At 67.0% G+C, this 21,385-nt stretch carries 23 protein-coding genes; 6 read left to right on the top strand and 17 right to left on the bottom strand.

Translation table 11 applies throughout. From position 1 onward, the window contains the following. Nucleotides 1–20: 20 nt before the first annotated feature. The 5 genes from Q331_RS0116500 to Q331_RS0116480 form a co-directional block, all read right to left on the bottom strand. Nucleotides 21–362, bottom strand: coding sequence for an AzlD domain-containing protein (locus tag Q331_RS0116500; protein ID WP_026381584.1), 342 nt, complete (start codon nucleotides 360–362; stop codon nucleotides 21–23). Continuing rightward, nucleotides 359–1,084, bottom strand: coding sequence for an AzlC family ABC transporter permease (locus tag Q331_RS0116495; protein WP_026381583.1), 726 nt, complete (start codon nucleotides 1,082–1,084; stop codon nucleotides 359–361). Before Q331_RS0116495 ends, Q331_RS0116500 begins: the two co-directional genes overlap by 4 nt. A 142-nt stretch (nucleotides 1,085–1,226) precedes the next feature. Then, the gene (clpA, locus tag Q331_RS0116490; RefSeq protein WP_026381582.1) at nucleotides 1,227–3,668 is read right to left on the bottom strand and encodes an ATP-dependent Clp protease ATP-binding subunit ClpA; all 2,442 of its coding nucleotides are present in this window, start codon (nucleotides 3,666–3,668) and stop codon (nucleotides 1,227–1,229) included. Between the two features lie 39 nt (nucleotides 3,669–3,707). Next, on the bottom strand, nucleotides 3,708–4,043 hold the full coding sequence (clpS, locus tag Q331_RS22200) for an ATP-dependent Clp protease adapter ClpS (RefSeq protein ID WP_051631280.1): 336 nt from the start codon (nucleotides 4,041–4,043) through the stop codon (nucleotides 3,708–3,710). A 248-nt stretch (nucleotides 4,044–4,291) separates the two neighbouring features. Beyond that, on the bottom strand, nucleotides 4,292–4,618 hold the full coding sequence (locus Q331_RS0116480; protein WP_026381581.1) for a phasin family protein: 327 nt from the start codon (nucleotides 4,616–4,618) through the stop codon (nucleotides 4,292–4,294). Nucleotides 4,619–4,962: 344 nt separating this feature from the next. Here Q331_RS0116480 and Q331_RS22195 point away from each other — a divergent pair, with 344 nt between their 5' ends. Further along, nucleotides 4,963–6,420: an SPOR domain-containing protein gene (locus Q331_RS22195; RefSeq protein ID WP_051631279.1), complete on the top strand. Its 1,458-nt coding sequence runs from the start codon at nucleotides 4,963–4,965 to the stop codon at nucleotides 6,418–6,420. Between the two features lie 39 nt (nucleotides 6,421–6,459). Here Q331_RS22195 and Q331_RS0116470 read toward each other — a convergent pair whose 3' ends face one another. Next, the gene (locus Q331_RS0116470; RefSeq protein ID WP_245615709.1) at nucleotides 6,460–7,092 is read right to left on the bottom strand and encodes a DnaJ domain-containing protein; all 633 of its coding nucleotides are present in this window, start codon (nucleotides 7,090–7,092) and stop codon (nucleotides 6,460–6,462) included. Between the two features lie 100 nt (nucleotides 7,093–7,192). After that, complete coding sequence (locus tag Q331_RS0116465; RefSeq protein ID WP_034492755.1) at nucleotides 7,193–7,924, bottom strand: vWA domain-containing protein; 732 nt, start codon at nucleotides 7,922–7,924, stop codon at nucleotides 7,193–7,195. A 100-nt stretch (nucleotides 7,925–8,024) separates the two neighbouring features. Here Q331_RS0116465 and panC point away from each other — a divergent pair, with 100 nt between their 5' ends. Then, on the top strand, nucleotides 8,025–8,867 hold the full coding sequence (gene panC, locus Q331_RS0116460) for a pantoate--beta-alanine ligase (RefSeq protein WP_026381578.1): 843 nt from the start codon (nucleotides 8,025–8,027) through the stop codon (nucleotides 8,865–8,867). Nucleotides 8,868–8,879: 12 nt separating this feature from the next. Here the strand turns inward: panC and Q331_RS0116455 are convergent, their stop codons facing one another. Further along, nucleotides 8,880–9,317, bottom strand: coding sequence for a DUF1489 family protein (locus Q331_RS0116455; RefSeq protein ID WP_026381577.1), 438 nt, complete (start codon nucleotides 9,315–9,317; stop codon nucleotides 8,880–8,882). Between the two features lie 97 nt (nucleotides 9,318–9,414). On the opposite strand from Q331_RS0116455, the gene Q331_RS0116450 reads away from it, so the two are divergent. Beyond that, the gene (locus tag Q331_RS0116450) at nucleotides 9,415–9,618 is read left to right on the top strand and encodes a dodecin family protein (protein WP_026381576.1); all 204 of its coding nucleotides are present in this window, start codon (nucleotides 9,415–9,417) and stop codon (nucleotides 9,616–9,618) included. Here Q331_RS0116450 and Q331_RS22190 read toward each other — a convergent pair. Both Q331_RS22190 and Q331_RS0116440 read right to left on the bottom strand, forming a co-directional pair. Next, the gene (locus Q331_RS22190; RefSeq protein ID WP_051631278.1) at nucleotides 9,608–11,587 is read right to left on the bottom strand and encodes an ATP-binding protein; all 1,980 of its coding nucleotides are present in this window, start codon (nucleotides 11,585–11,587) and stop codon (nucleotides 9,608–9,610) included. The genes Q331_RS0116450 and Q331_RS22190 overlap by 11 nt on opposite strands. Before the next feature lie 83 nt (nucleotides 11,588–11,670). Beyond that, nucleotides 11,671–13,077, bottom strand: coding sequence for an L-serine ammonia-lyase (locus tag Q331_RS0116440; protein WP_026381575.1), 1,407 nt, complete (start codon nucleotides 13,075–13,077; stop codon nucleotides 11,671–11,673). Between the two features lie 174 nt (nucleotides 13,078–13,251). Here Q331_RS0116440 and Q331_RS22185 point away from each other — a divergent pair, with 174 nt between their 5' ends. Further along, a complete protein-coding gene (locus Q331_RS22185; protein ID WP_034492753.1) occupies nucleotides 13,252–13,524 on the top strand; it encodes a Flp family type IVb pilin in 273 nt (90 codons plus the stop codon). Nucleotides 13,525–13,543: 19 nt separating this feature from the next. On the opposite strand, the gene Q331_RS0116430 is transcribed toward Q331_RS22185, so the two are convergent. The 6 genes from Q331_RS0116430 to Q331_RS0116405 form a co-directional block, all read right to left on the bottom strand. Further along, on the bottom strand, nucleotides 13,544–14,140 hold the full coding sequence (locus tag Q331_RS0116430; protein WP_084175113.1) for a DUF2585 family protein: 597 nt from the start codon (nucleotides 14,138–14,140) through the stop codon (nucleotides 13,544–13,546). Between the two features lie 11 nt (nucleotides 14,141–14,151). Then, on the bottom strand, nucleotides 14,152–15,543 hold the full coding sequence (locus Q331_RS0116425) for a pyruvate dehydrogenase complex dihydrolipoamide acetyltransferase (RefSeq protein ID WP_026381573.1): 1,392 nt from the start codon (nucleotides 15,541–15,543) through the stop codon (nucleotides 14,152–14,154). Nucleotides 15,544–15,567: 24 nt separating this feature from the next. Continuing rightward, nucleotides 15,568–16,161, bottom strand: coding sequence for a Uma2 family endonuclease (locus Q331_RS0116420; protein WP_026381572.1), 594 nt, complete (start codon nucleotides 16,159–16,161; stop codon nucleotides 15,568–15,570). Between the two features lie 23 nt (nucleotides 16,162–16,184). Continuing rightward, the gene (locus tag Q331_RS0116415; protein WP_026381571.1) at nucleotides 16,185–17,639 is read right to left on the bottom strand and encodes a pyruvate dehydrogenase complex E1 component subunit beta; all 1,455 of its coding nucleotides are present in this window, start codon (nucleotides 17,637–17,639) and stop codon (nucleotides 16,185–16,187) included. A 7-nt stretch (nucleotides 17,640–17,646) separates the two neighbouring features. Next, nucleotides 17,647–18,789, bottom strand: a complete 1,143-nt coding sequence (gene pdhA / locus Q331_RS0116410) for a pyruvate dehydrogenase (acetyl-transferring) E1 component subunit alpha (protein ID WP_051631277.1) — start codon at nucleotides 18,787–18,789, stop codon at nucleotides 17,647–17,649. Nucleotides 18,790–18,932: 143 nt separating this feature from the next. Beyond that, complete coding sequence (locus Q331_RS0116405) at nucleotides 18,933–19,256, bottom strand: FtsB family cell division protein (RefSeq protein WP_026381569.1); 324 nt, start codon at nucleotides 19,254–19,256, stop codon at nucleotides 18,933–18,935. A gap of 320 nt (nucleotides 19,257–19,576) precedes the next feature. Here Q331_RS0116405 and Q331_RS0116400 point away from each other — a divergent pair, with 320 nt between their 5' ends. Together Q331_RS0116400 and Q331_RS0116395 are read left to right on the top strand one after the other, a co-directional pair. Continuing rightward, a complete protein-coding gene (locus tag Q331_RS0116400; protein WP_407637784.1) occupies nucleotides 19,577–20,095 on the top strand; it encodes a VOC family protein in 519 nt (172 codons plus the stop codon). Between the two features lie 35 nt (nucleotides 20,096–20,130). Continuing rightward, on the top strand, nucleotides 20,131–20,901 hold the full coding sequence (locus tag Q331_RS0116395; protein WP_026381567.1) for a class I SAM-dependent methyltransferase: 771 nt from the start codon (nucleotides 20,131–20,133) through the stop codon (nucleotides 20,899–20,901). A gap of 192 nt (nucleotides 20,902–21,093) precedes the next feature. Here the strand turns inward: Q331_RS0116395 and Q331_RS22180 are convergent. Beyond that, nucleotides 21,094–21,385, bottom strand: a 292-nt coding sequence (locus Q331_RS22180; RefSeq protein WP_034492672.1) for an IS4 family transposase, incomplete at its 5' end; no start/stop codon positions are given.

Genomic DNA, 21,385 nt, shown 5'->3' with positions numbered 1-21,385 from the left:
CAGCGGCACACCAGAGATCGTTAGGTGCCGGCGAAGATTGAGGCGGCGGCGATGAGCGCCGCCTCGGCGGCCAGGACGCCGATGAGGACGTTCTTGCGCGCCAGCCAGAAGGCGAGATAGCCGCAGGCCGCCGCCCCGAGGCGGATGGCGAGCGGCACCTCCGCCAGGGCCCCCGACGGGGCGAAAATGAGATTGCCGATGACGGCGGCGACGAGCGCCGTCGCCACGGCCTTCACCCACAGAAGAAGGTCGGAATCCTCCCGCAGCCGCGCCCCGACGAGGACCCCCAGCCAGCGCCAGATATCGGTGGCGAGCGTGCCGGCGAGAAGGATGAAGAGATAGGGACCGAGCGCCTCGCTCATATCGCCCCGCCCCGGCGGTGGATGAGCTTGTGGCCGATGAAGGCGAGCGTACCGCCGACCAACCCGGCCCAGAGAAGGTGGAGCCCGACATCGTAGGCGTGCAGCGCCGGACCGAGCACCACGCCGAGGCCGAGCGCCAGCCGTTCGGCGTGATAGCGGGCAGAGGCGGAGAGCGCCGTCAGAAAATAGATGGGCGTCAGGAAGAAGAGCGCGCCGGCCAGAAGCGGCGGCAAGGCGGCGGCGCCGATGAAGCTTATGGCCGTGACGGCGACGTTGATGAGCGTCAGGGTGACGCCGAAGCCGGCGAAACAGACGGCGCGGCGCTCGCGCGGGACGTCCGGCAGGCGCATGAAGCCCCACACCCAGGCTGTGACGGCGACGAAATGGGAAAGGACGAGAAGCTGCCAGCGCGGCGTTCCCTGCGCCCTGACCAGCGGCACCCAGGCCGCCGTCATCGGCATCAGGCGGATCGCCGAAAGCGTGACGGCGATCGCCGCCACCAGGGCGGAGCTGCCGGTGGCGATCGCCCCGACGAGGACCACCTGGCTCGGCAGCGCCCAGACGAAGGCCGTCATGAACATCGCTTCGCCGAGGCTGAGCCCCGATTCCCGGCACAGAACGCCGAAGCCGATGAAGGAGCCGATCAGGATGAGCGCGGGGACGGAGGCGACGCCCCCCATGCCGCGCAGGAACCAGCGCGCCGCTGTCTGCCTCTCACCCATCCAACCTTGGATAGCTGCCAACCGGAGGTTGATGAAGAGGCTACCCGAAAGAGCATGGCTGCCATGCAGAACACGCAAGGCGGCGCCAGGCGCCGCCTTGCCCATCTCGCCCTGCGCCGAGACGCCGGCATTGAGGCGCTTGTCAGTCCACTTTCAGCGGCACGCTCGGCACGGAGCCACCGCCGCGCTTGGGCGGTTTCTTGGCCGACGCCTTGGAGCCGGAGGCCTGACGCGCCGCGCCCGTCTTCTTGGTGCCCTTGCTTCGCATCGCCGGCTTCGGCTTGGGCCGGGCATTCTCGTCCGGGATGGCCTCCAGCTTCAGGCCGGTCTTGCCGTCCTCCTTCTCCTCCAGGGAGACCTTGACGATGCCGCCCTTCTGCAGCTTGCCGAAGAGGACTTCCTCGGCGAGCGGCTTCTTGATGACCTCCTGGATGAGGCGGCCGAGGGGGCGCGCGCCCATGCGCTCGTCATAGCCATGCTCGGCGAGCCAGGAGGTCGCCGCATCGTCGAGCTCGAAGGTGACGCCGCGATCGCCGAGCTGGGCCTCCAGCTGCAGGATGAACTTCTGCACCACCATGTTGACCACGGCCGGCGGCAGCGAGCCGAAGGCGATGATGGCATCCAGCCGGTTGCGGAATTCCGGCGTGAACAGGCGGTTGATCGCCTCCTCGTCGTCGCCGGTGCGCTTGGTGGAGCCGAAGCCGATGGCGGCCTTGGCCATCTCGGCGGCGCCGGCATTGGTGGTCATGATGAGAATGACGTTGCGGAAATCCACCTGCTTGCCGTTGTGATCGGTCAGCTTGCCGTGATCCATCACCTGCAAGAGGATGTTGTAGATATCCGGATGCGCCTTCTCGATCTCGTCCAGAAGCAGGACGCAATGCGGATGCTGGTCCACCCCGTCGGTCAGGATGCCGCCCTGATCGAAGCCGACATAGCCGGGGGGCGCGCCAATGAGCCGCGAGACGGTGTGGCGCTCCATGTATTCCGACATGTCGAAGCGCAACAGGCCGACGCCCAGCAGCTCGGCGAGCTGGCGCGCCACCTCCGTCTTGCCGACGCCCGTCGGGCCGGAGAAAAGATAGTTGCCGATCGGCTTTTCCGGCTCGCGCAGGCCGGCCCTGGCCAGCTTGATCGCCGAGGCCAGCGCCTCGATCGCCTTGTCCTGGCCGAAGACCACGCGCTTTAGGTTGGCCTCCAGATGCTGGAGCAACTCCGCATCGTCCTTCGACACCGATTTGGGCGGGATGCGCGCCATGGTGGCGACGGTGGATTCGATCTCCTTCACCCCGATGAGCTTCTTGCGCCGGCTTTCCGGCAGCAGCTTCTGGGAGGCGCCGCTCTCGTCGATGACGTCGATCGCCTTGTCGGGAAGCTTGCGGTCGTTGATGTAGCGCGCCGACAGCTCCACCGCCGTGCGGATGGCGTCGTTGGTGTAGCGGACCTCGTGATGCTCCTCGAAGTAGGGCTTCAGCCCCTTCAGGATCTCCACGGTATCGGGCACCGACGGCTCGTTGACGTCGATCTTCTGGAAGCGGCGCACCAGGGCGCGGTCCTTCTCGAAGAACTGCCGGTATTCCTTGTAGGTGGTGGAGCCGATGCAGCGGATGTTGCCGGAGGCGAGCGCCGGCTTCAGAAGGTTGGAGGCGTCCATCGCCCCGCCCGATGTGGCGCCGGCGCCGATCACCGTGTGGATCTCGTCGATGAACATGACGGCGCCGTCGATGGCCTCCACCTCCTTGATCACCTGCTTCAGGCGCTCCTCAAAATCGCCGCGGTAGCGCGTGCCGGCCAGAAGCGCGCCCATATCGAGCGCGTAGATGGTGGCGTCCTTCAAGACCTCCGGCACGTCGCCTTCCACGATGCGCTTGGCGAGCCCCTCGGCGATGGCCGTCTTGCCGACGCCCGGATCGCCGACATAGAGCGGATTGTTCTTGGAGCGGCGGCACAGGACCTGGATGGTGCGCTTCACCTCCGCCTCGCGGCCGATCAAGGGGTCGATGCGCCCGCGCAGCGCCTTCTCGTTGAGATTGACGCACCAGGCTTCCAGGGCGGAGCCGGAGCCGGCCTCCCCGTCCTCGTCGGCCGCGCCCTTGCCGGGCTGCTCGGCGCCACCCTTGGCCGGACGCGGCTCCGACAGCCCCGGCCGCTTGGCGATGCCGTGCGAGATGTAGTTGACCGCATCGTAGCGGGTCATGTCCTGCTCCTGCAGGAAATAGGCGGCGTGGCTCTCGCGCTCGGCGAAGATCGCCACGAGCACGTTGGCGCCGGTCACCTCCTCGCGGCCGGAGGACTGGACATGGATGACGGCGCGCTGGATGACCCGCTGAAAGCCCGCGGTCGGCTTGGAATCCTCGTCGGTATGGGTGACGAGATTGGCAAGCTCGGCATCGACGTAATCGGTCAGGTCGCCCTTCAGCCTCTCAAGGTCGACGCCGCAGGCGCGCATCACCGCGGCCGCGTCCTTGTCGTCGATCAGCGCCAGGAGAAGGTGCTCCAAGGTGGCGTATTCCTGACTCCGCTCGTTGGCGGAGGCCAGCGCTCTGTGCAGGGCGAGCTCCAGTGAGCGAGAAAAAGATGGCACGATGGTCAGGCCCTTCCGGTCCGTTTCAGCCCCTTGGGGCTACTTCTTTTCCATGACGCATTGCAGAGGATGCTGGTGCTGGCGCGCAAAGTCCATCACCTGGGTCACCTTCGTCTCCGCCACCTCGTAGGTGAAGACGCCGCATTCGCCGACGCCATGATTGTGCACATGGAGCATGATGCGGGTGGCGGCTTCCTGGTTCTTCTGGAAGAAGCGCATCAACACATGCACGACGAATTCCATCGGCGTGTAATCGTCGTTGAGAAGGAGGACGCGGTAGAGATTAGGCCGCTGGGTCTTCGGCTTCGTCTTAGTGACGACAACCGTCCCGGTGCCGTTGCTCTTACCGGAATCCTTGCGGTTGTCCTTGGCCATGGGCCGCCTCGATCTCCCCTGATCCTGCCCTCCTGCCTGCCCCTATGTAGGTAGGGACAGGACAAATGTTAGAGCCGTTCGGCGGCGCTGGGTAGGGGGGCGACGGGAAGGATCGCGAAAAAGCTTTATCGCTCGCGCGAGGAGGGCGGGCGGCGCGGCCGGCGCCGGCGCAGCCTTGCCGCCGGCGACAAAAAAGCCCGGCGCTCGGCCGGGCTTGAAGGAAACTCGCTTGGGAACGAACCGGCGCGTCAGGCGCGCTTGGCCAGATCCTCGAAGGGCTTGGCCATATCCTTGGCGAGGTCGACATAGAGCTCGCCGAGACGGCTCGCCTGGGCGACGGCGCCCTCGTAGCTCTTCTTCATGTAATCGCTCTGGGCCTCGATCGCCTTGTCCAGCGACTTCACGGCCAGCATCGATTCCATGTGGGAGGCGGTCGTCTCGAAGGACTTCTTGGAATAGTCCGCCGTCTCCACCGCGATCTCCTGCATGCGCTTGGAAAAAAGCCCGAAACTCTCCATGGCCTTGTCCATGCCGGAGGTGCTCAACTTCTGAAACTCGTCAAAGGCGTTCTGCATAGCTCTCCCCTCAATCGTATGGGTGGGCTTGGCACGGCCCCCGCATGGGGCCCCCTGCTCGATGGGGCAAGATATATGTGCACTGCACAAAAACGCAAGTGTTTTTTTGCGGCGCAGCAAAAGAATCGTCGCAGCGGTGTTGCCAACAACCCTCAAAAGGGTGCAAGCATTACGAGCCACGTTTACCGCGTGGTAACGACGCTCCGCCTAGCTTGGGGCAAGCATAAGCACGGAGGAGCGGGCAGCCGGCGCGACAGGCTACCGTGCGGCTGGCGTCAGTGGGGAAGACATTGAGACAGGCTCGACCAATTCCGGCGACGGCACGGCCGCGTTTCTGCGTCTGGATGATCTTAGCGGTCACGTTCTTCGTCTTCGCGCCGGGCGATTTCGCACTCGCCAATGCCAAATATGCAGGCTTCGTCATCGACGCCAAGACCGGCGAGGTTCTCTACGAGGATCGGGCAGACGCGCAGCGCTATCCGGCCTCCCTCACCAAGATGATGACCCTCTACGTGCTCTTTGAGGAGCTGGAGAAGGGCAATCTGCGGCTCGACAGCCGCCTCAAAGCCTCCCAATACGCCGCTTCCAAGCCGCCGACGAAGATCGGCATCCGCCCCGGCCAGACCATCCGCGTGGAAGACGCCATCAAGGCTCTGGCCGTGCGTTCGGCCAATGACGTGTCCGTCGTCATCGCCGAGGCCATCGAAGGCTCCGAAAAGGCCTTCGCGCGCCGCATGACGCGCACGGCGCACTCGCTCGGCATGATCTCCACGACGTTCCGCAACGCCAACGGCCTGCCCAATAGCGAACAGAAGACGACGGCCCGCGACATGGCCAAGCTAGGCTGGGCGCTGCACGATCGCTTTCCGCGCTATTTCAAATATTTCAACACCCGGTCCTTCACCTGGAAGGGGCGCACCTACCGCAATACCAACCGGCTGCTCGGCCGGGTGAAGGGCGTCAACGGCATCAAGACCGGCTATATCCGCGCTTCCGGGTTCAATCTCGTCACCTCGGTGGAGCGCGACGGGCGCCATATCATCGCCGTCGTCATGGGCGGGCGCAGCGGTGCCTCGCGCAACGCCCATATGGTCGATCTCATCGGTCGCTATCTCGACAAGGCCCGGCCGGGACTGCGCACCGCGCCTCTGCTCGTCGCCGAGGTCCCCGCGCCGGAGCGTCTTCCGGCGGCGCGGCCGATGCTGGCCTTCGCCGCCAATACCGCCCGTGGCGGCCCGCTCGACGCGCAGGCGGCGATCCTGGCCGTCTCCGCGCCGCAGCCGAAGCAGCAGACGGCGGCCGACGACTACGATCCGATCGCCGCACGCATCCGCGAAGCCTCGGAAGTCGCCCAGCTCGCCTATGCCGGCGGCGACGGGCGCAGCGATCCCATCGCCCTTCTGGCGGCACGCGCCGAAGCCAAGGCGGCCGCCATGGCCTCCGCCGAAACCGCCCAGGGCGCGGCCCCGGCGCCGAAGATCCTGCCGGATGCCCGTCCGCGCTACGCGAGCGCCACCGGCATTGGCGTGCGCTTCCCCGAGCCCAAGGCCCTGCCCCGCGGCTGGCATATCCAGATCGGCGCCACCCCCAGCGAGGCGGGCGCGCGCAGCCTTCTCGCCCGCGCCCAGAACGAAGCCGGTAGCGTGCTGAATTCCGCCTCTCCGTTCACCGAGCCTGTGAAGAAGAACGGCGAAACGCTTTATCGGGCACGCTTTGCCGGTTTCGCCGGCAAGAAAGAAGCGCGCGCGGCCTGCGCCCGCCTGAAACAGAAATCCTTTTCCTGTCTTGCTTTGCCCAATTGAGCGCCCGCCCCTCAATGAGCTAGGTTTTGCGTACGGAGTTCATCGTTGTTTGCCCAGAAGCGTTTCCTTGGCCTGATTGATGCGGGCGGCCAAAGCGGCGGAGCCGCCGCGATCCGGATGGACCTGCTTCATCAATCGGCGGTGGGCATCGCGGATTTCCGTCTCGCCGGCGCCCGGCTCAAGCCCCAAAATCTCATAGGCTTCCTGCGCGCTCATTCCGCCCGCGCCACCCGCCGGGCCTCTCCCCCGATCGGCATCAGTCTCCATGTCATCTCGCCATCGGGGGTGCGCCCGGTCGAGATATCCTTCCAAAAGACGGAGTGACTCTTCGTCGCCGGCCAGCTCACCGGCGAGGTCGCGCAGTTCGGTAAAACTCATCTGCGACAGCAACCGGCCCTCGTGACGACCGACCAGGACGCGCCCGTCCAGAGCGCCGGTCTCGTGATCGAGGCTCATTTCTAGCCCGGCGGAACGCACGCTGGAGCGCCGCTGCCCGCCGCCTTTCACCGCGCCGCGCCAGCTGCCGCGGACCAGGGCGAGGCCTGCGACCGCCGCCGGCAGGGCAAAGGCGAATTGCTGCGCCAGGCCAAGCAGCACGGCGATAATCAGCAGGAGCACGCCGCCCCCGAGCTTGACGCTCTCCGCCAGCCTTGCCGGCGAGGTCGTCATCATCACCCGCAAGAGCAGAAACAGCGCCGCGACGCCGGCAATCAGAAGAAAAAGCGGTCGGATCATCGCCCGCCGAAGGCTCCGTCGCGCCGCATGGCGATCCTCACTTCATCGACGGCAAGAGACGCCGCGACGCCGGGCTGCCGAGATCCTGGAGCGCTTTCATGCCGCCGGCGGCATAGGTCGCGACGGCGCCGAGGAGCTCTTTCAGCTCCTTTGCCGAGGCAGCGTCAAAAGGCAGATAGGCCCCGCGCGTCAGCCGGGCGATCTCGCGAAAGGCCCGCTCGGCACCGGGATCGTGGCCCTCATGGAACATGAAGGCGCGCACGCCGCGCAAACCGATCTCGCCGGCGATGGCGCAGAGCGCATCGACATTCTCCTCCATGGCGTCGCCGACATAAACGAGCGCGGCCACCGGCTGCTTTTCCGCCTCGCGGCGGGTATGGGCGAGCACCTTCTTGATCTGCGTCTGGCCGCCGCGGCAGTCGATCTTCACCATGAGATCGCGTAGCGCCGCCGTATCGGCGACCCAGCGCGAGGCGCGGCATTCGCCAAAGCCGCGGAAATAGACGAGCTGCACGGTGAGGCCGCCCACCTCGCCGGCCGCCTTGAACATCTCCGCCTGCAGCGAACAGGCGAGATCCCAGGTCGGCTGGCGGCTCATGGTCGCGTCGAGCGCGAAGATGAGGCGGCCCCGCGCCGCCGGATCGACTGGGCCGAGCGTCTTGGCGGTGCGCAGGAAGGCCTCGATGTCGCCACGCGAGGAACGCGGAGGATCGGTCGGCAGCTCCTGCCTTCCTTCGCCGCTTCCAACGATGTCCTTGCCCTTGGGCATGGGGTTCTCCTTCTCGGCAAGATGTGGGCGCGGCAAGGGCTTGCGCAAGGGAGCCGCGGCGATTACCGCTCCCCGTGAACGTCAAGCCTTCCAGACAGCCGTGTCCCTTCAAACCGTCGCTACCGTCCCGGAATTACGCGCACGCCTTGCCGAATGGCGGCGCGCGCAGGAACGAGTCGCGCTCGTTCCTACCATGGGAGCTTTGCACGAGGGGCATCTGAAGCTCGTGCAGGCGGCAAGAAAAGCCGCGCCGCACGTTCTCGTCTCCATCTTCGTCAATCCGAGCCAGTTCGGCCCGAACGAGGATTTCGCCCGCTATCCGCGGCGCGAGGCGGAGGATATGGCGGCGCTGGAGGCGCTCGGCGTGCCGCTGGTCTTCGCGCCGAGCGTTGAAGAAATGTATCCGCAAGGCTACGCCACCGCGGTCACCGTCGGCGGCCCGGCGCTCGGCCTTGAGACGGATTTCCGCCCGGCCTTTTTCCAGGGCGTGGCCACCGTCGTCGCCAAGCTGTTGATTGCCGCGCTGCCGGATGTCGCCACCTTCGGCGAGAAGGACTACCAGCAGCTGCAGGTGGTCAAGCGGCTCGTCGTCGATCTCGGCCTGCCCACCGAAATCCTGCCGGTGGCGACGGTGCGCGAGCCGGACGGGCTCGCCCTTTCCTCGCGCAACGTCTATCTCGGCGAGGAGGAGCGGAGGGCGGCCCCCCTCCTCTACCGCACGCTCACCGACACGGCGCAAAGGCTGACAGAGGGCGCCTGCGCCGAGGTCGCGCTGGCGAAGGCCGAGAGCCTTCTTGCCGAAGCCGGCTTCCGGGTCGATTACGTCGCCCTGCGCCATGCCGAGACGCTGGCGCCGCTTGCGGCGGTCGGAAAAGAACCGGCACGGCTTCTCGCCGCCGCCTGGCTCGGCTCCACCCGCCTCATCGACAATATCGCGGTATAGCGCCTCAAGCCCTCACAGCAGGCCGAGCTCGGCAAGCTCGCCCCTGAGGCGCGGCGGCAGCTCCTCAAAGCCCTCCGTCCCGGCACCGAGATCGGCCGGCGCGTCCTGCGGCTTCAGATAGCGCCAGCCCTGGAAGGCGCGGCGGGGCTGCCAGGCCGTCGGCACCAGAACCGGCTCCAGCACCAGCTTGCAGCGGGTGATGCCGTCCTCGTCCTCGAAGGTGCGGATATCCAGGAGGCGCTGGCGCGCCTGCACCTGGCCGCGGATGACCCAGTAGAGCGAGCCGCCGTCGGTCAGCTCGGCGGCGCGGCGCGGCACCATGCGGGTGACGTGCCAATGCTCTTCCCGCTCGCCGGCGCGGCGCTTTTCGGCCAGCCGCCGCTCGATCCAGGCCGCCACATCCTCCATGGAATCGGCGCCGACGCAGAGCTTGAGAAGATGAAGCGCCATATCCCCGGTTTAGGGCGCCGATGGCGGAGGGTGAAGAGGAACGTCGTCGCCGTCCCCGACGTTCTCACCCCGCACACCGAAAGAGGAGGACATGCTTATGTCCGTTGCACGCGTTACCGAGATTACCGCCGCATCCAAGGTCAGCATGGAAGATGCGGTCAAGACCGGCCTCGCCCGCGCCAGCAAGACGCTCGACAATATCAAGGGCGCCTGGGTTCAGCAGATCACCGTCGATTGCAAGGACGGCGAAGTCTCCGAATGGCGGGTGAACATGAAGGTGACCTTCGTGCTCAACGACTGACCTCGTCCAAAGCCTCGGCTGGGGCCGTTTGCGCGGCCTGCGCGACCGGCTCCAGCCGCACAATCTCCGCCCCTTCCTCCACCTGCTCGCCCTCGACGGCCAGAAGCGCGGCCACCCGCCCGGCGGCCGGTGCCAGGATGGAATGCTCCATCTTCATCGCCTCCAGCGTGAAGAGAAGTTCGCCCGCCTCCACCCTATCGCCCTCTGCCACGCCAAGGCGTGTGATACGACCATGCATCGGGGCGCGAACGAGGTTCTCGCCGGCGACCTCCGCCAGCGAGCGCCCCAGGGGATCGGGGAAGGCAAGCACCGCCTGATGCCCGTCCTGCAACAGATAGAGGGCGTCTTCCGACGACACCTGCACCAGCCCGTCCGTCGCCCTCGCCGCGGCGACATCGGGCGCGTGCGGGCGGCCGCCGCGCCAGAGAAGACGCACCTCGCGCGCCTCGCCGTCGACAAGGCAGGGCACCGCTAGCTGGCGCTCAAGCCCGCCGAGCTCAAAACCCTCGCAGCCGCTCCAGGGCGAGGCCGGGTCGGGGGCTGGCGCGCGCCGGGCGATCTCCTGTGCCACCAGGGAAAGGGCGAGCGGTGCAAGGTCGGGACGCGCTGTCAGGGCCTCGCCCTTGGCGTCGACGAAGCCGGTATCGACGCCGCCGGCGGAAAATTCGGGGCTGCGCAGGATGGCGAGGAGAAAGGCGAGATTGGTGCGCGGCCCGGCAAAGCGGGTCGCCGCCAGCGCCGCCTCAAGCCGCTCCAGCGCCTGTCGCCGGTCCGCGCCGGAGGCGATCACCTTCGCCAGCATGGAATCGTAGAAGGGGCTGACGCGCGTGCCGGCGTCAACGCCGCTATCGACGCGCACCCCCTCCCCGGCCGGAAAATCGGCGGCGACGATGCGGCCGGTGCCGGGCGCAAAGCCGGAAGACGGGTCCTCTGCGTAAAGGCGGGCCTCGATGGCATGGCCGCGCAGCGGGATGGCCTCCTGCGTCAGGGGCAGGCTCTCGCCCGCGGCAACGCGCAGCTGCCATTCCACCAGGTCGAGCCCGGTGACGGCCTCGGTGACGGGATGCTCCACCTGCAGGCGGGTGTTCATCTCCATGAAGAAGAAACCGTCCGCCTTCAGCCCGCCGGCGCCGTCGGCGATGAACTCCACCGTGCCGGCCCCCTCGTAGCCGACGGCGCGCGCCGCCTTCACCGCGGCCTCGCCCATCGCCGCGCGCAGCTCCTCGCTCATGCCCGGCGCCGGCGCCTCCTCCAGCACCTTCTGGTGCCGGCGCTGCACGGAGCAGTCGCGCTCGTAAAGGTGCACGACATGGCCGTGCTGGTCGGCGAAGACCTGAATCTCGATATGGCGCGGGGCCGTCACATAACGCTCGATGAGGACGCGCGGATCGCCGAAGGCGCCCTGCGCCTCGCGCCTTGCGCTTTGCAGGGCGGCATCAAAATCCTTGGCCTTGTCGACGCGGCGCATGCCGCGCCCGCCGCCGCCGGCAACCGCCTTGATGAGCACCGGATAGCCAATCTCGTAGGCCTTGCGGCGCAAAAAATCCGGCTCCTGGCGCTCGCCGTGATAGCCCGGCACGACCGGCACGCCGGCAGCCTCCATCAGCGCCTTGGCCTCCGACTTGGAGCCCATCGCCCGCATCGCCGCGGCGGGCGGGCCGACGAAGGTCAGCCCCGCTTCGGCGCAGGCTTCGGCGAAATGAGCGTTCTCCGACAGAAAGCCGTAGCCGGGATGGACGGCCTCCGCGCCGGTCTCTTCGGCGGCGCGCAAAATTTTCTCGATCGAAAGGTAGCTGTCGGCGGCGGGCCCCTCGCCGATGAAGACGGCTTCGTCGGCCTCGCGCCAATGCGGCCAGCTTCGGTCGGCCTCCGTGGCAAGGGCGATGGTGCGCATGCCCATGCGCCTGGCGGTGCGGATGATGCGGCGGGCGATCTCGCCGCGATTGGCGATGAGGAGCGAGGCGAACATGGCCGAAGTATTAGGCCGGGCGCCGGCAAGCCGCCAGCGCCGATTCTCGCTCGCCCTTCAGCTTGCGCCGGCGAGCGTGCGGCTCAGCACTCGATGACGTTGACGGCCAGGCCGCCCTTGGAGGTCTCCTTGTACTTCTCGTGCATGTCCTGCCCGGTCTGGCGCATCGTCTCGATGCATTTGTCGAGCGGCACGAAATGCTCGCCCGTGCCGCGCATGGCGAGCGAGGCGGCGGTGACGGCCTTCACCGCGCCGAGCGCGTTGCGCTCGATGCAGGGCACCTGCACGAGGCCGCCGATCGGGTCGCAGGTCATGCCGAGATGGTGCTCCAGCGCGATCTCGGCGGCGTTCTCGATCTGCGCGTTGGTGGCGCCGAGCGCGGCGGCAAGGCCGGAGGCGGCCATGGCGGAGGCGGAGCCCACCTCGCCCTGGCAGCCGACCTCGGCGCCGGAGATGGAGGCGTTGTGCTTGATGATGCCGCCGATGGCGGCGGCGGCGAGCAAAAAGGCGCGCACGCCCTCCGGCGAGGCGCCGATGCAATGATCGAGATAGTAGCGCATCACGGCCGGCACGACGCCGGCCGCGCCATTGGTGGGCGCGGTGACGATCTTGCGGCCGGCCGCGTTCTCCTCGTTGACGGCCATGGCGTAAAGGCTGAGCCAGTCCATCACCCGGTGCGGCTGCAGCGCGTTGGCGCCGGTCTCCGCCTTCAGCTTGTCGTGCAGCTCGGCGGCGCGGCGCTTCACCCTAAGCCCGCCCGGCAGTTCGCCATCGGCGGTCAGGCCGCGTTCGATGCAGGCCTGCATCTCGGTGAAGATACGGTCGAGCCCCTCGTTGAGAACCGCCTCGCCGTGGCCGCGCGCGGCTTCGTTGGCGCGCTTCATCTCGGCGATGGACAGCCCGGATTGCGCGCCCATGCGCAACATCTCCTCCGCGCTCGCGAAGGGATAGGGCACGGCGCTGTGCTCGGTGACCGGCGAATCGTCCTTGGCGGTCTTGGCAAGCTCGTCCTCCGTCAGGACGAAGCCGCCGCCGACCGAATAATAGACCTCGCGCACCAGAAGCTGGCCGTCCTCGGCGAAGGCGGAGAAGCGCATACCGTTGGCGTGGCCGGGCAGCGGCGTCTCACGGTCGAAGACGAGGTCGGCGCCAGGGTCGAAACGGTAGGCGCGATGGCCGGGAGGCGAGACCTCGCATTCCGCCTCCACCTTCTTCAGGATCTCCTCGATCCGGTCCGGGTCGATACCGACAGGCGTCTCGCCGGCGAGACCGAGGATGACGGCCCGGTCGGTAGCGTGGCCCTTGCCGGTAAAGGCGAGCGAGCCGTGCAGGCTGACGGCGATACGGGCTGGCTCGGCGCCGGCCGGGCGCGGCCAGTCGCCCTTCTCAAGAAATTCCAGGAAACGGGCGGCAGCCACCATGGGTCCCATCGTGTGGGAGGAGGAAGGGCCGATGCCGATCTTGAAAATATCGAAGACGGATAGGAACATACGCGTCGTTCTGTCGCCCGGAAGGCACCTGGTCAACGCCCAGGGAGGATAATTCTTCTGCGCTGAGCCGGTAACGACCGGGAATCTCTTCGTCTTTTAGCGTTCGCCTCAACCCCTCGTTTACCCTCTCGCAAGGTCTGGCACCTAAGCTCGTGGCGCACGAGGAGGTGTCCCATGCGCACGCTTGGAATGCGGTTTCTTTCCGAGGAGAAAGGCAGCGCGGCCGTCGAATACGCCACGCTGGTCACGCTTATCGCCGTCATCGCCATTGCCGGTGTGAAGCTCACCGATGTCAGCCTCGACAAGCTGGCGACGGAAGTGGCCGCCAAACGCCTGGAAGCGCAGATGATCCTCGCGGAAAAGCGGCGCGAAGGGCCGGTCCTCACGGGCTCCATCGAGCCCAGCGAGGAGCCGGTGATCACCGGATCGATCAAGTCGCACGATTGAGCGGGCGGGGACCCCCCGCTCAGCCACCCGCCTGCCAGGCGCGGACCGATTCAAGCGGCCAGAGCAGCATCAGGATATTGAGGGCGAGGCCGTCGCGGATAGCGGCCATCACCCAGATTTCCAGTCCGATCGCCAGCGCTATCGTCATCCAGACGGGCAGCCAGGCGGCCAGGAAGAACCCGACCATCATGGCCAGGATATCGGTCATGGAGTTGAGGATGGTGTCGCCGACATAATCGAAGGCGATCGTCGCCGCGCGGTAGCGGTCGATCACCATCGGCGTGTTCTCCGCAATCTCCCAGGCGGCCTCCACGAGCGTGGCAAGGACAAGGCGCAGGCCGAAGGGGCGCAGCCCTGGCACGAAGCGCGCGCCGAGCCAGAGCGCGCCATAGAAGAGGAAGCCGTGGATGACGTGGGAGGGCGTGTACCAATCCGTCAGGTGCTGGGAATTGCCCGGCCCGTCGGCACGTCCGTACCACAGCTCCACGGTGCCGCAGGCGCAGATCGGGATGCGCCCCATGGCAAGGAGCACCGCCGCGGTCGCGGCGAGGATGAGCCCCAGAGCGGCGACGGTCGCAAGGCTGCCACGGCCGTCCAGCGCCAAGGCGCGCGCCACTTCCTGCGGACCTAGACGAGCATCGACATCGGGCTCTCGATGAAGCGCTTGAAGGCGGCGAGCAATTCGGCCCCGAGCGCCCCGTCGACGGCACGGTGATCGGTGGACAGCGTCGCCGTCATCACGGTCGCGACGGCGAGCGCGTCATCGCGTACCACGGCGCGCTTCTCCCCGGCCCCGACCGCCAGGATGGTGGCGTGCGGCGGGTTGATGACGGCAGAAAAGTCGCGAATGCCGTACATGCCGAGATTGGAGACGGCCGAGGCGCCGCCCTGGTATTCTTCCGGCTTCAGCTTGCGCTCGCGGGCACGCCCCGCCAGATCGCGCATCTCGCGGGAAATGGCGGAGAGCGTCTTGGCCTCAGCGCCGCGCACGACCGGCGTGATGAGGCCGCCCGGGATGGAGACGGCGACGCCGATATCGGAGGTCCTGTGCTTCAGCATCGCCTCTTGCGTCCAGGTGACGTTCGCCTCCGGCACCTCCTGCAGCGCCATCGCCAGCGCCTTGATCACCATGTCGTTGACGGAGACCTTATAGGCGGGCTTGTCGTCCCTGGTCGGCGCGGCGGCGTTGATCTCGGCGCGCAGCTTCAACAGCGCGTCGATCTGGCAATCCACCGTCAGATAGAAATGCGGAATGGTCGTCTTCGCTTCCACCAGCCGCCGGGCGATGGTGCGGCGCATGGAATCGTGCGGCACCGCCTCGTAGCTGCCTTCGGCGAACATCTGGCGGATCTGCTGATCGCTCATGCCGGTCGGCGCCGGGGTGGCCGGAGCTTCTCCGGCCTGGGCGCCTGGCACCGCCGCCGGGGCGGCCTTGCCGACACCCTTCTTTGCGGCGTCTTCGATATCGTGCTTGACGATACGCCCACGTGGTCCGGAGCCGGAGAGCGCGGCAAGCTCGATCCCCTTCTCCTTCGCCAGACGCCGGGCGAGCGGCGAGGCGAAGATGCGTTCGCCCTCCCCGCCGCTGCCGTTCTTGCCGTTTGAGCCGGCTGGCGCGTGCAGGCCGGCGCGCGGCACCCCCTCGCCCTCGCCGGCCCGTTCGGGCCTTGCCGGCTCGGGCGGGGCATTCGGCTCCGGCTTGGCTTCGGCGGCCTTTCCGCCGCCATTGGCTTGCGTCTTGCCGCCGGCCGGTGCCTCGATGTTGCCGGCGTCCTCGCCTTCCTCCGCCAGAACCGCGATGACGTCGTTGACGGCGACGTTCTCCGTGCCCTCGCCGACGAGGATTTTGGCGACGACGCCCTCGTCAACCGCCTCCACCTCCATCGTCGCCTTGTCGGTCTCGATCTCGGCGATGACGTCGCCGGCCTCCACCGTGTCGCCCTCCTTGACATGCCATTTGGCGAGATTGCCGACCTCCATGGTCGGCGAAAGGGCGGGCATCAGGATATTGATCGGCATGAACCGTCGTCTCCGAAAGCTTTTTCAGGTGTTGTCGCTTGGCGGCGTGTCGGCCGGCGCATCGAGCGGCCACAGCACGCCGAGCGAGAAGGTGATGGCGTCGAAGGGCGGGGCACTGACGGCGTCCTCGCCGCTGAAATCTCCAAGCAGGGTCCAATTGCCGCCGGTGAGCGCGAAGGTCTCCAGGAGCTTCAGACGCGGGTCGAGAAGCCACAGATGGGCAATGCCCGCCCGTGCGTAGATGCGCCGCTTGGGGCCCCGGTCATAGGCCTCGGTGGATGGCGAGATCACCTCGCATACCCAATCGGGCGCGGTCTCCATATACGGCGTGTCCGGGAGCGCGGTCAGGCGCTCGCGCCGCCAGCCGGCGATGTCGGGCACCACCACGTCCGACCCGAGATGTAGCTCCGGCTCGTCGATAAACAGCCAACCGCCTGGGCCACCTCCACCCATCTGGAACTCGGCAAGCTTCATGCCGAGCGCCGAGGAAGCAGCACCGTGCTTGGGCGCCGGTCGCGGATGCGTGACGAGTTCGCCGTCGATGATCTCGCCCACCAGATGCGGCGGCACCGCCTCAAGGTCGGCGTAGGTCGCGCCCCGCTTGGCCGGCTCAGCCATGGCCCTTCCCGCCCGGAACGCCGCTAGTCAGCATAGCTGACGGCCTTCACCGCCGCCACGACATCCTTGGCGCTCGGCAGGGCGAGCTTCTCAAGGTTGGCCGCGTAGGGCATCGGCACGTCCTTGCCGGTGACGGAGAGGACCGGCGCGTCCAGCCAGTCGAAGGCTTTGGCCATCAGCTCGGCGGCGATGAAGGAGCCGACGGAGCTCTGCGGCCAGCCCTCCTCCACGGTGACGCAGCGATTGGTCTTCTTCACCGAGGCGATGACGGTATCCATGTCCATCGGGCGCAGGGTCCTGAGGTCGATGACCTCGCAGTCGATACCCTCTTCCGCCAGCGCCTCGGCCGCCTGCAGCGCATGCGTCATGCCGATGCCGAAGGAAACGATGGTGGCATCGCCGCCCTTCCTGGCGATCTTCGCCTTGCCGATCGGCAGGACGAAATCGTCGAGCTCGGGCACCGGGAAGGTCTGCCCGTAGAGAATCTCGTTTTCCAGGAAGATCACCGGATTGGGATCGCGGATCGCCGCCTTCAGGAGCCCCTTGGCGTCGGCGGCGGTGTGCGGCTGGATCACCTTCAGTCCCGGGACATGGGAATACCAGGCGGCGAAATCCTGGCTGTGCTGGGCGGCAACGCGCGCGGCGGCGCCGTTCGGGCCGCGAAAGACGATCGGGCAACCCATCTGGCCGCCCGCCATATAGAGCGTCTTGGCCGCCGAGTTGATGATCTGATCCATGGCCTGCATGCCGAAGTTCCAGGTCATGAACTCCACGACCGGCCGCAGACCTGCAAAGGCGGCGCCGACGCCAAGTCCGGCAAAGCCGTGCTCGGTGATCGGCGTGTCGATGACGCGGCGGGCGCCGAACTCGGCAAGAAGCCCCTGCGTCACCTTGTAGGCGCCCTGATACTCGGCGACCTCCTCGCCCATGACGAAGACCTCGCCGTCGCGGCGCATTTCCTCCGCCATGGCGTCGCGCAGCGCCTCGCGCACCGTCTGCTCGACGAATTCGGTGCCTTCCGGAACCTCCGGCTCTTCGGGCGGCTCGGCCTTGTCCATGGCGACGAGCACGGAGACCGGCCCGTCGGCGCGGCCGAGCTTGCCGCTCTCGCTCTCCTCGCTTGCGGCTTTCGCCTCGCCTTGCGCTGGCGCGGCTTCGGCGGCATCGCCATTGGGATGGGCGGCGCCGTTGCTCTTCCTCGCCCCGCCGGCCTCTCGCAGGTCGGCCTCATCCTCGCCCTCCATCAGCAGGAGCGCGATCGGCGTGTTGACCTTCACCGCGTCGGTGCCCTCGCCGATGAGGATCTTGGCGATGGTGCCTTCGTCGACGGCCTCCACCTCCATCGTCGCCTTGTCGGTCTCGATCTCGGCAATGACGTCGCCGGCGGCGACCTCGTCGCCCTCCTTGACCGTCCATTTGGCGAGCTTGCCCTCTTCCATCGTCGGCGACAGGGCCGGCATCAGAATCTCGGTCGGCATCGGCCCCTCACGCTTCTACGTAGATGTCGGTCCAGAGCTCGGACGGATCGGGCTCCGGATCGTTCTGGGCGAATTCGGCCGCGTCGTTGACGATGGCGCGAACCTCCTTGTCGATCTCCTTCACCTCGTCCTCGGAGAGCTTGTGCTCGCCGAGAAGGCGCTGCTTCACCTGCTCGATGGCATCGTGTTCGGTGCGCATCTTCTGCACTTCTTCCTTGGAACGGTATTTGGCCGGGTCGGACATGGAATGGCCGCGATAGCGGTAGGTCAGCATCTCCAGGATGATCGGCCCCTTGCCGCTCCTGGCATGCTCGGCGGCGAAATCGGCGGCCGCCTTCACGGCGCGCACATCCATGCCATCGACCTGATGGCCGGGAATGTCGAAGGACTGGCCGCGCTTGCACAATTCGGTCGTCGCGGAGGCCCGGGCGACGGAGGTGCCCATGCCGTACTGGTTGTTCTCAATCACGTAGACGACCGGCAGGTCCCAGAGCTTGGCCATGTTGAAGCTCTCGTAGACCTGGCCCTGATTGGCCGCCCCGTCGCCGAAATAGGTGACGGAGATGGCGCCGTTGTCGCGATATTGGTTGGCGAAGGCCAGCCCGGTGCCGAGCGGCACGGAGGCGCCGACGATGCCGTGCCCGCCGTAGAAGTTCTTCTCGCGGGAGAACATATGCATGGAGCCGCCCTTGCCCTTGGAATAGCCCCCGCGGCGGCCGGTCAGTTCGGCCATGACGCCGCGCGGCTCCATCCCGGTCGCCAGCATATGGCCGTGATCGCGATAGGTGGTGGTCACCTGATCGCCCTGCTTGAGAGCGAACTGAACGCCGACGACGACCGCTTCCTGGCCGATATAAAGGTGGCAGAAGCCGCCGATGAGGCCCATGCCGTAAAGCTGGCCCGCCTTCTCCTCGAAGCGGCGGATGAGGAGCATCTCGCGATAGGCCTTGAGATCCTCGTCCCTGGAAAAGACGATGGGATCGAAAGCCGACTTCTCGGCCGTCTCCGTCGCCGGCTTGTCGGCCGCCTTGGGCGCCGCCTGCCTTGGCTTCTCAGGCGTCTTGCGCGGCCCGCGCGAGCCAGACTTGCCTCGGTTTTGCGCGTTCGAGCGACGGCTCCTCGTCCTGGACGAGGTATTGGCTTCGGCCATCAACTTCCTCCCCGAAAAATCGGCGACACCCTATTACGGGAAAATGGGCGGGAAAACCCGTTTCGCAAGCGTGCAGAGCTGACCCTCGCGGGGCGGGACGGTCTAGAACGGTTTAAGAGAAGGACGGCTCAGCGCACTGGCGCTCAACGATTTTCCGGAGAATCGTAGACGACGATATCCGTCGGATATGCGAGGTCGAGCGCCTGGCGGGCACGCTCGTCCACCATATCGGGGTCGAGGCTTTCGGGCCGCATCAGCGCCACGCGCCGCTCCAGCCGGGCACGGGTCTCAAGCAGTCCGGCGAGCTCTTGCTCCAGCGCCGCCTGCCGCTCCTCAAGCTCGTTGAGGGCGGTCAGTCCGAAATCGCCCTCAACGGCATGATAGGAAAAATAGGCGAGAACGAGAAGACAGCCGAGAGGAAGGGCGAGCGGCTTCAGTTTCGACTGCTTCTTTTGCCTGGTCGCCATCCGCCGCTCTACCCCAACGCTCACTCGACTGGAGGTGACCGGTGGGAACGTACGCAGAACCCTTCCGTCCCCACGGTTTTGAACCTAGCGGCGCAGGGTAAAGAAACGGTGTGGCCGGCCGATCATCGACGTCTCAATTCGGGGCGGCTTTCTTGCCGATGCGTTAAGGCGTCTGGAGCTGGACCAGACAAGGCGCAGCGGCCGCCGCGCTTTTCTCAAAAGTCCGTCCACCCCCCGGCATCTCGCCTTTGAACAGCCTACATGGAGGCAGGCGAAGCGCCGCCCCGGCGCGGAGCGCACAACCGACCGGAAGGGAAATGATGACAGAAACATCGCGGCGCGCCAGTGAACTCCAGCGCCAATCGGCGCCCATCGATGCCGGCGTGCGGATCGGCCATGTGCATCTGAAGGTCGCCGATCTGGAGCGCGCGCTGGAGTTTTACTGCGGCGTTCTCGGATTTCAGCTGATGCAGCGTTACGGCACGGAGGCGGCCTTCGTCTCTGCCGGCGGCTACCATCACCATATCGGCCTCAACACCTGGGAAAGCCGCGGCGGGCCGCCCCCGCCCCCCGGCACGACGGGGCTTTTCCATCTCGCCATTGTCTATCCGAGCCGCGCGGCGCTTGCCGACGCGCTACGGCGCCTCCTCGCCGCCGATATCGCGCTCACCGGGGCGAGCGACCATGGCGTTTCGGAGGCGCTCTATCTCAACGACCCGGACGGCAACGGGCTGGAGCTCTATCGCGACCGGCCGGAAGCGGAATGGCCGCGCGCCGCCGACGGGACGCTGCAGATGTTCACGCGCCGGATGGACCTGCAGGATCTCTTGGCGACATAGATTTATTGTCGCCGCCCAAGGCGAGGGAGTACGACATGACCGCCACAGAGACGCAGAACCGCCTGATCGACCGTCAGTTCGGCGACCAGGCGGCGGCCTATCTCGACAGCCCCGTCCACGCCGGCGGGCCGGACCTTGCCTGTCTGACGTGGCGCATCGCGGAGTTGCAGCCAGGCGTCGCCGTCGATCTCGGCGCCGGCGGCGGCCATGTCAGCTACGCGATGGCCCCGCATGCCGGCCGGGTGCTGGCCTGCGATTTATCGGAGAAGATGCTGGCCACCGTCGCCGAAACGGCGGCGGCGCGCGGCTTCGCCCATGTGGAGACGCACCGGGCGGACGTGCATCACCTGCCCTTCGCCGACGCCTCGGCCGATTTTCTTGCCAGCCGCTACAGCGCCCATCATTGGACCGATCTCGCCGCCGCGCTGAAGGAAGCGCGACGGGTGCTGAAGCCCGGCGCCACGGCGATCTTCATGGACGTCGTCTCGCCGGGCGCGCCGCTCCTGGACACGCATCTGCAGGCCGTCGAGCTCTTGCGCGACCCTTCGCATGTGCGCGACTACGCGCTCGGCGAATGGCTTTCGGCGTTCGCCCAGGCCGCCTTCGCAATCCGCCATGTCGAGACGTTTCGGCTGCGGCTGGATTTTGCGCCCTGGGTGGCGCGGATCGGCACCGCGCCGGAGCGCGTGGCGGCGATTCGCACGCTGCAGAGCGATGTCGCGGACGAGGTGAAGGCGTATTTCGCCATTGAGGAAGACGGCTCCTTCACCCTCGATACGGCCTTGATCGAGACGGCGGCGGCATAAGCCTCCTCTCAGCGCAGCGCTAGGCCCTCGTGCCTCGAAACTCGGAACGCGGAACGGAATGGATGCCAAGGTCAAGCCTTGGCACGACGAAATCAAAGACGGAGCGCGCCCCGCCTCTGTCGCCGTTCGCCGGGTTCGCTCCCCCGTGTCGTCGTCATGGCCGGGCTTGACCCACGGCTGTCCGGTTTAATTTCACGCCCATTGCAGGAGCATTTGGTTGGGGTCCTTGGACGGCTCTGGGGGTGGCTCGATCAGGCGGTCGATGCGCTTTTTGTGCATGAGGTTGGCGCGCACGAGCCTGGCGAAGGCGAGCGGGCTTTGAATGGCGTTCTGGGCGGCCTGGGCGAGGCGCAGGATGAGGAAGGCGATGAGCGCCACGGCGATCTGGATGCGCACGGCGTTCTCGCCGCGCCCGAGAAAATGCCTGATCTTGAGCGTCTGCTTGACCCACCGGAAGAACAGCTCGATGGCCCAGCGCCTTTTG

The sequence above is a fragment of the Afifella pfennigii DSM 17143 genome (assembly GCF_000688515.1).
GTDB lineage: Bacteria > Pseudomonadota > Alphaproteobacteria > Rhizobiales > Afifellaceae > Afifella > Afifella pfennigii.
The sequence above is the reverse complement of the archived record's forward strand: the minus strand, read 5'-3'. Positions and strand labels throughout refer to the sequence as shown.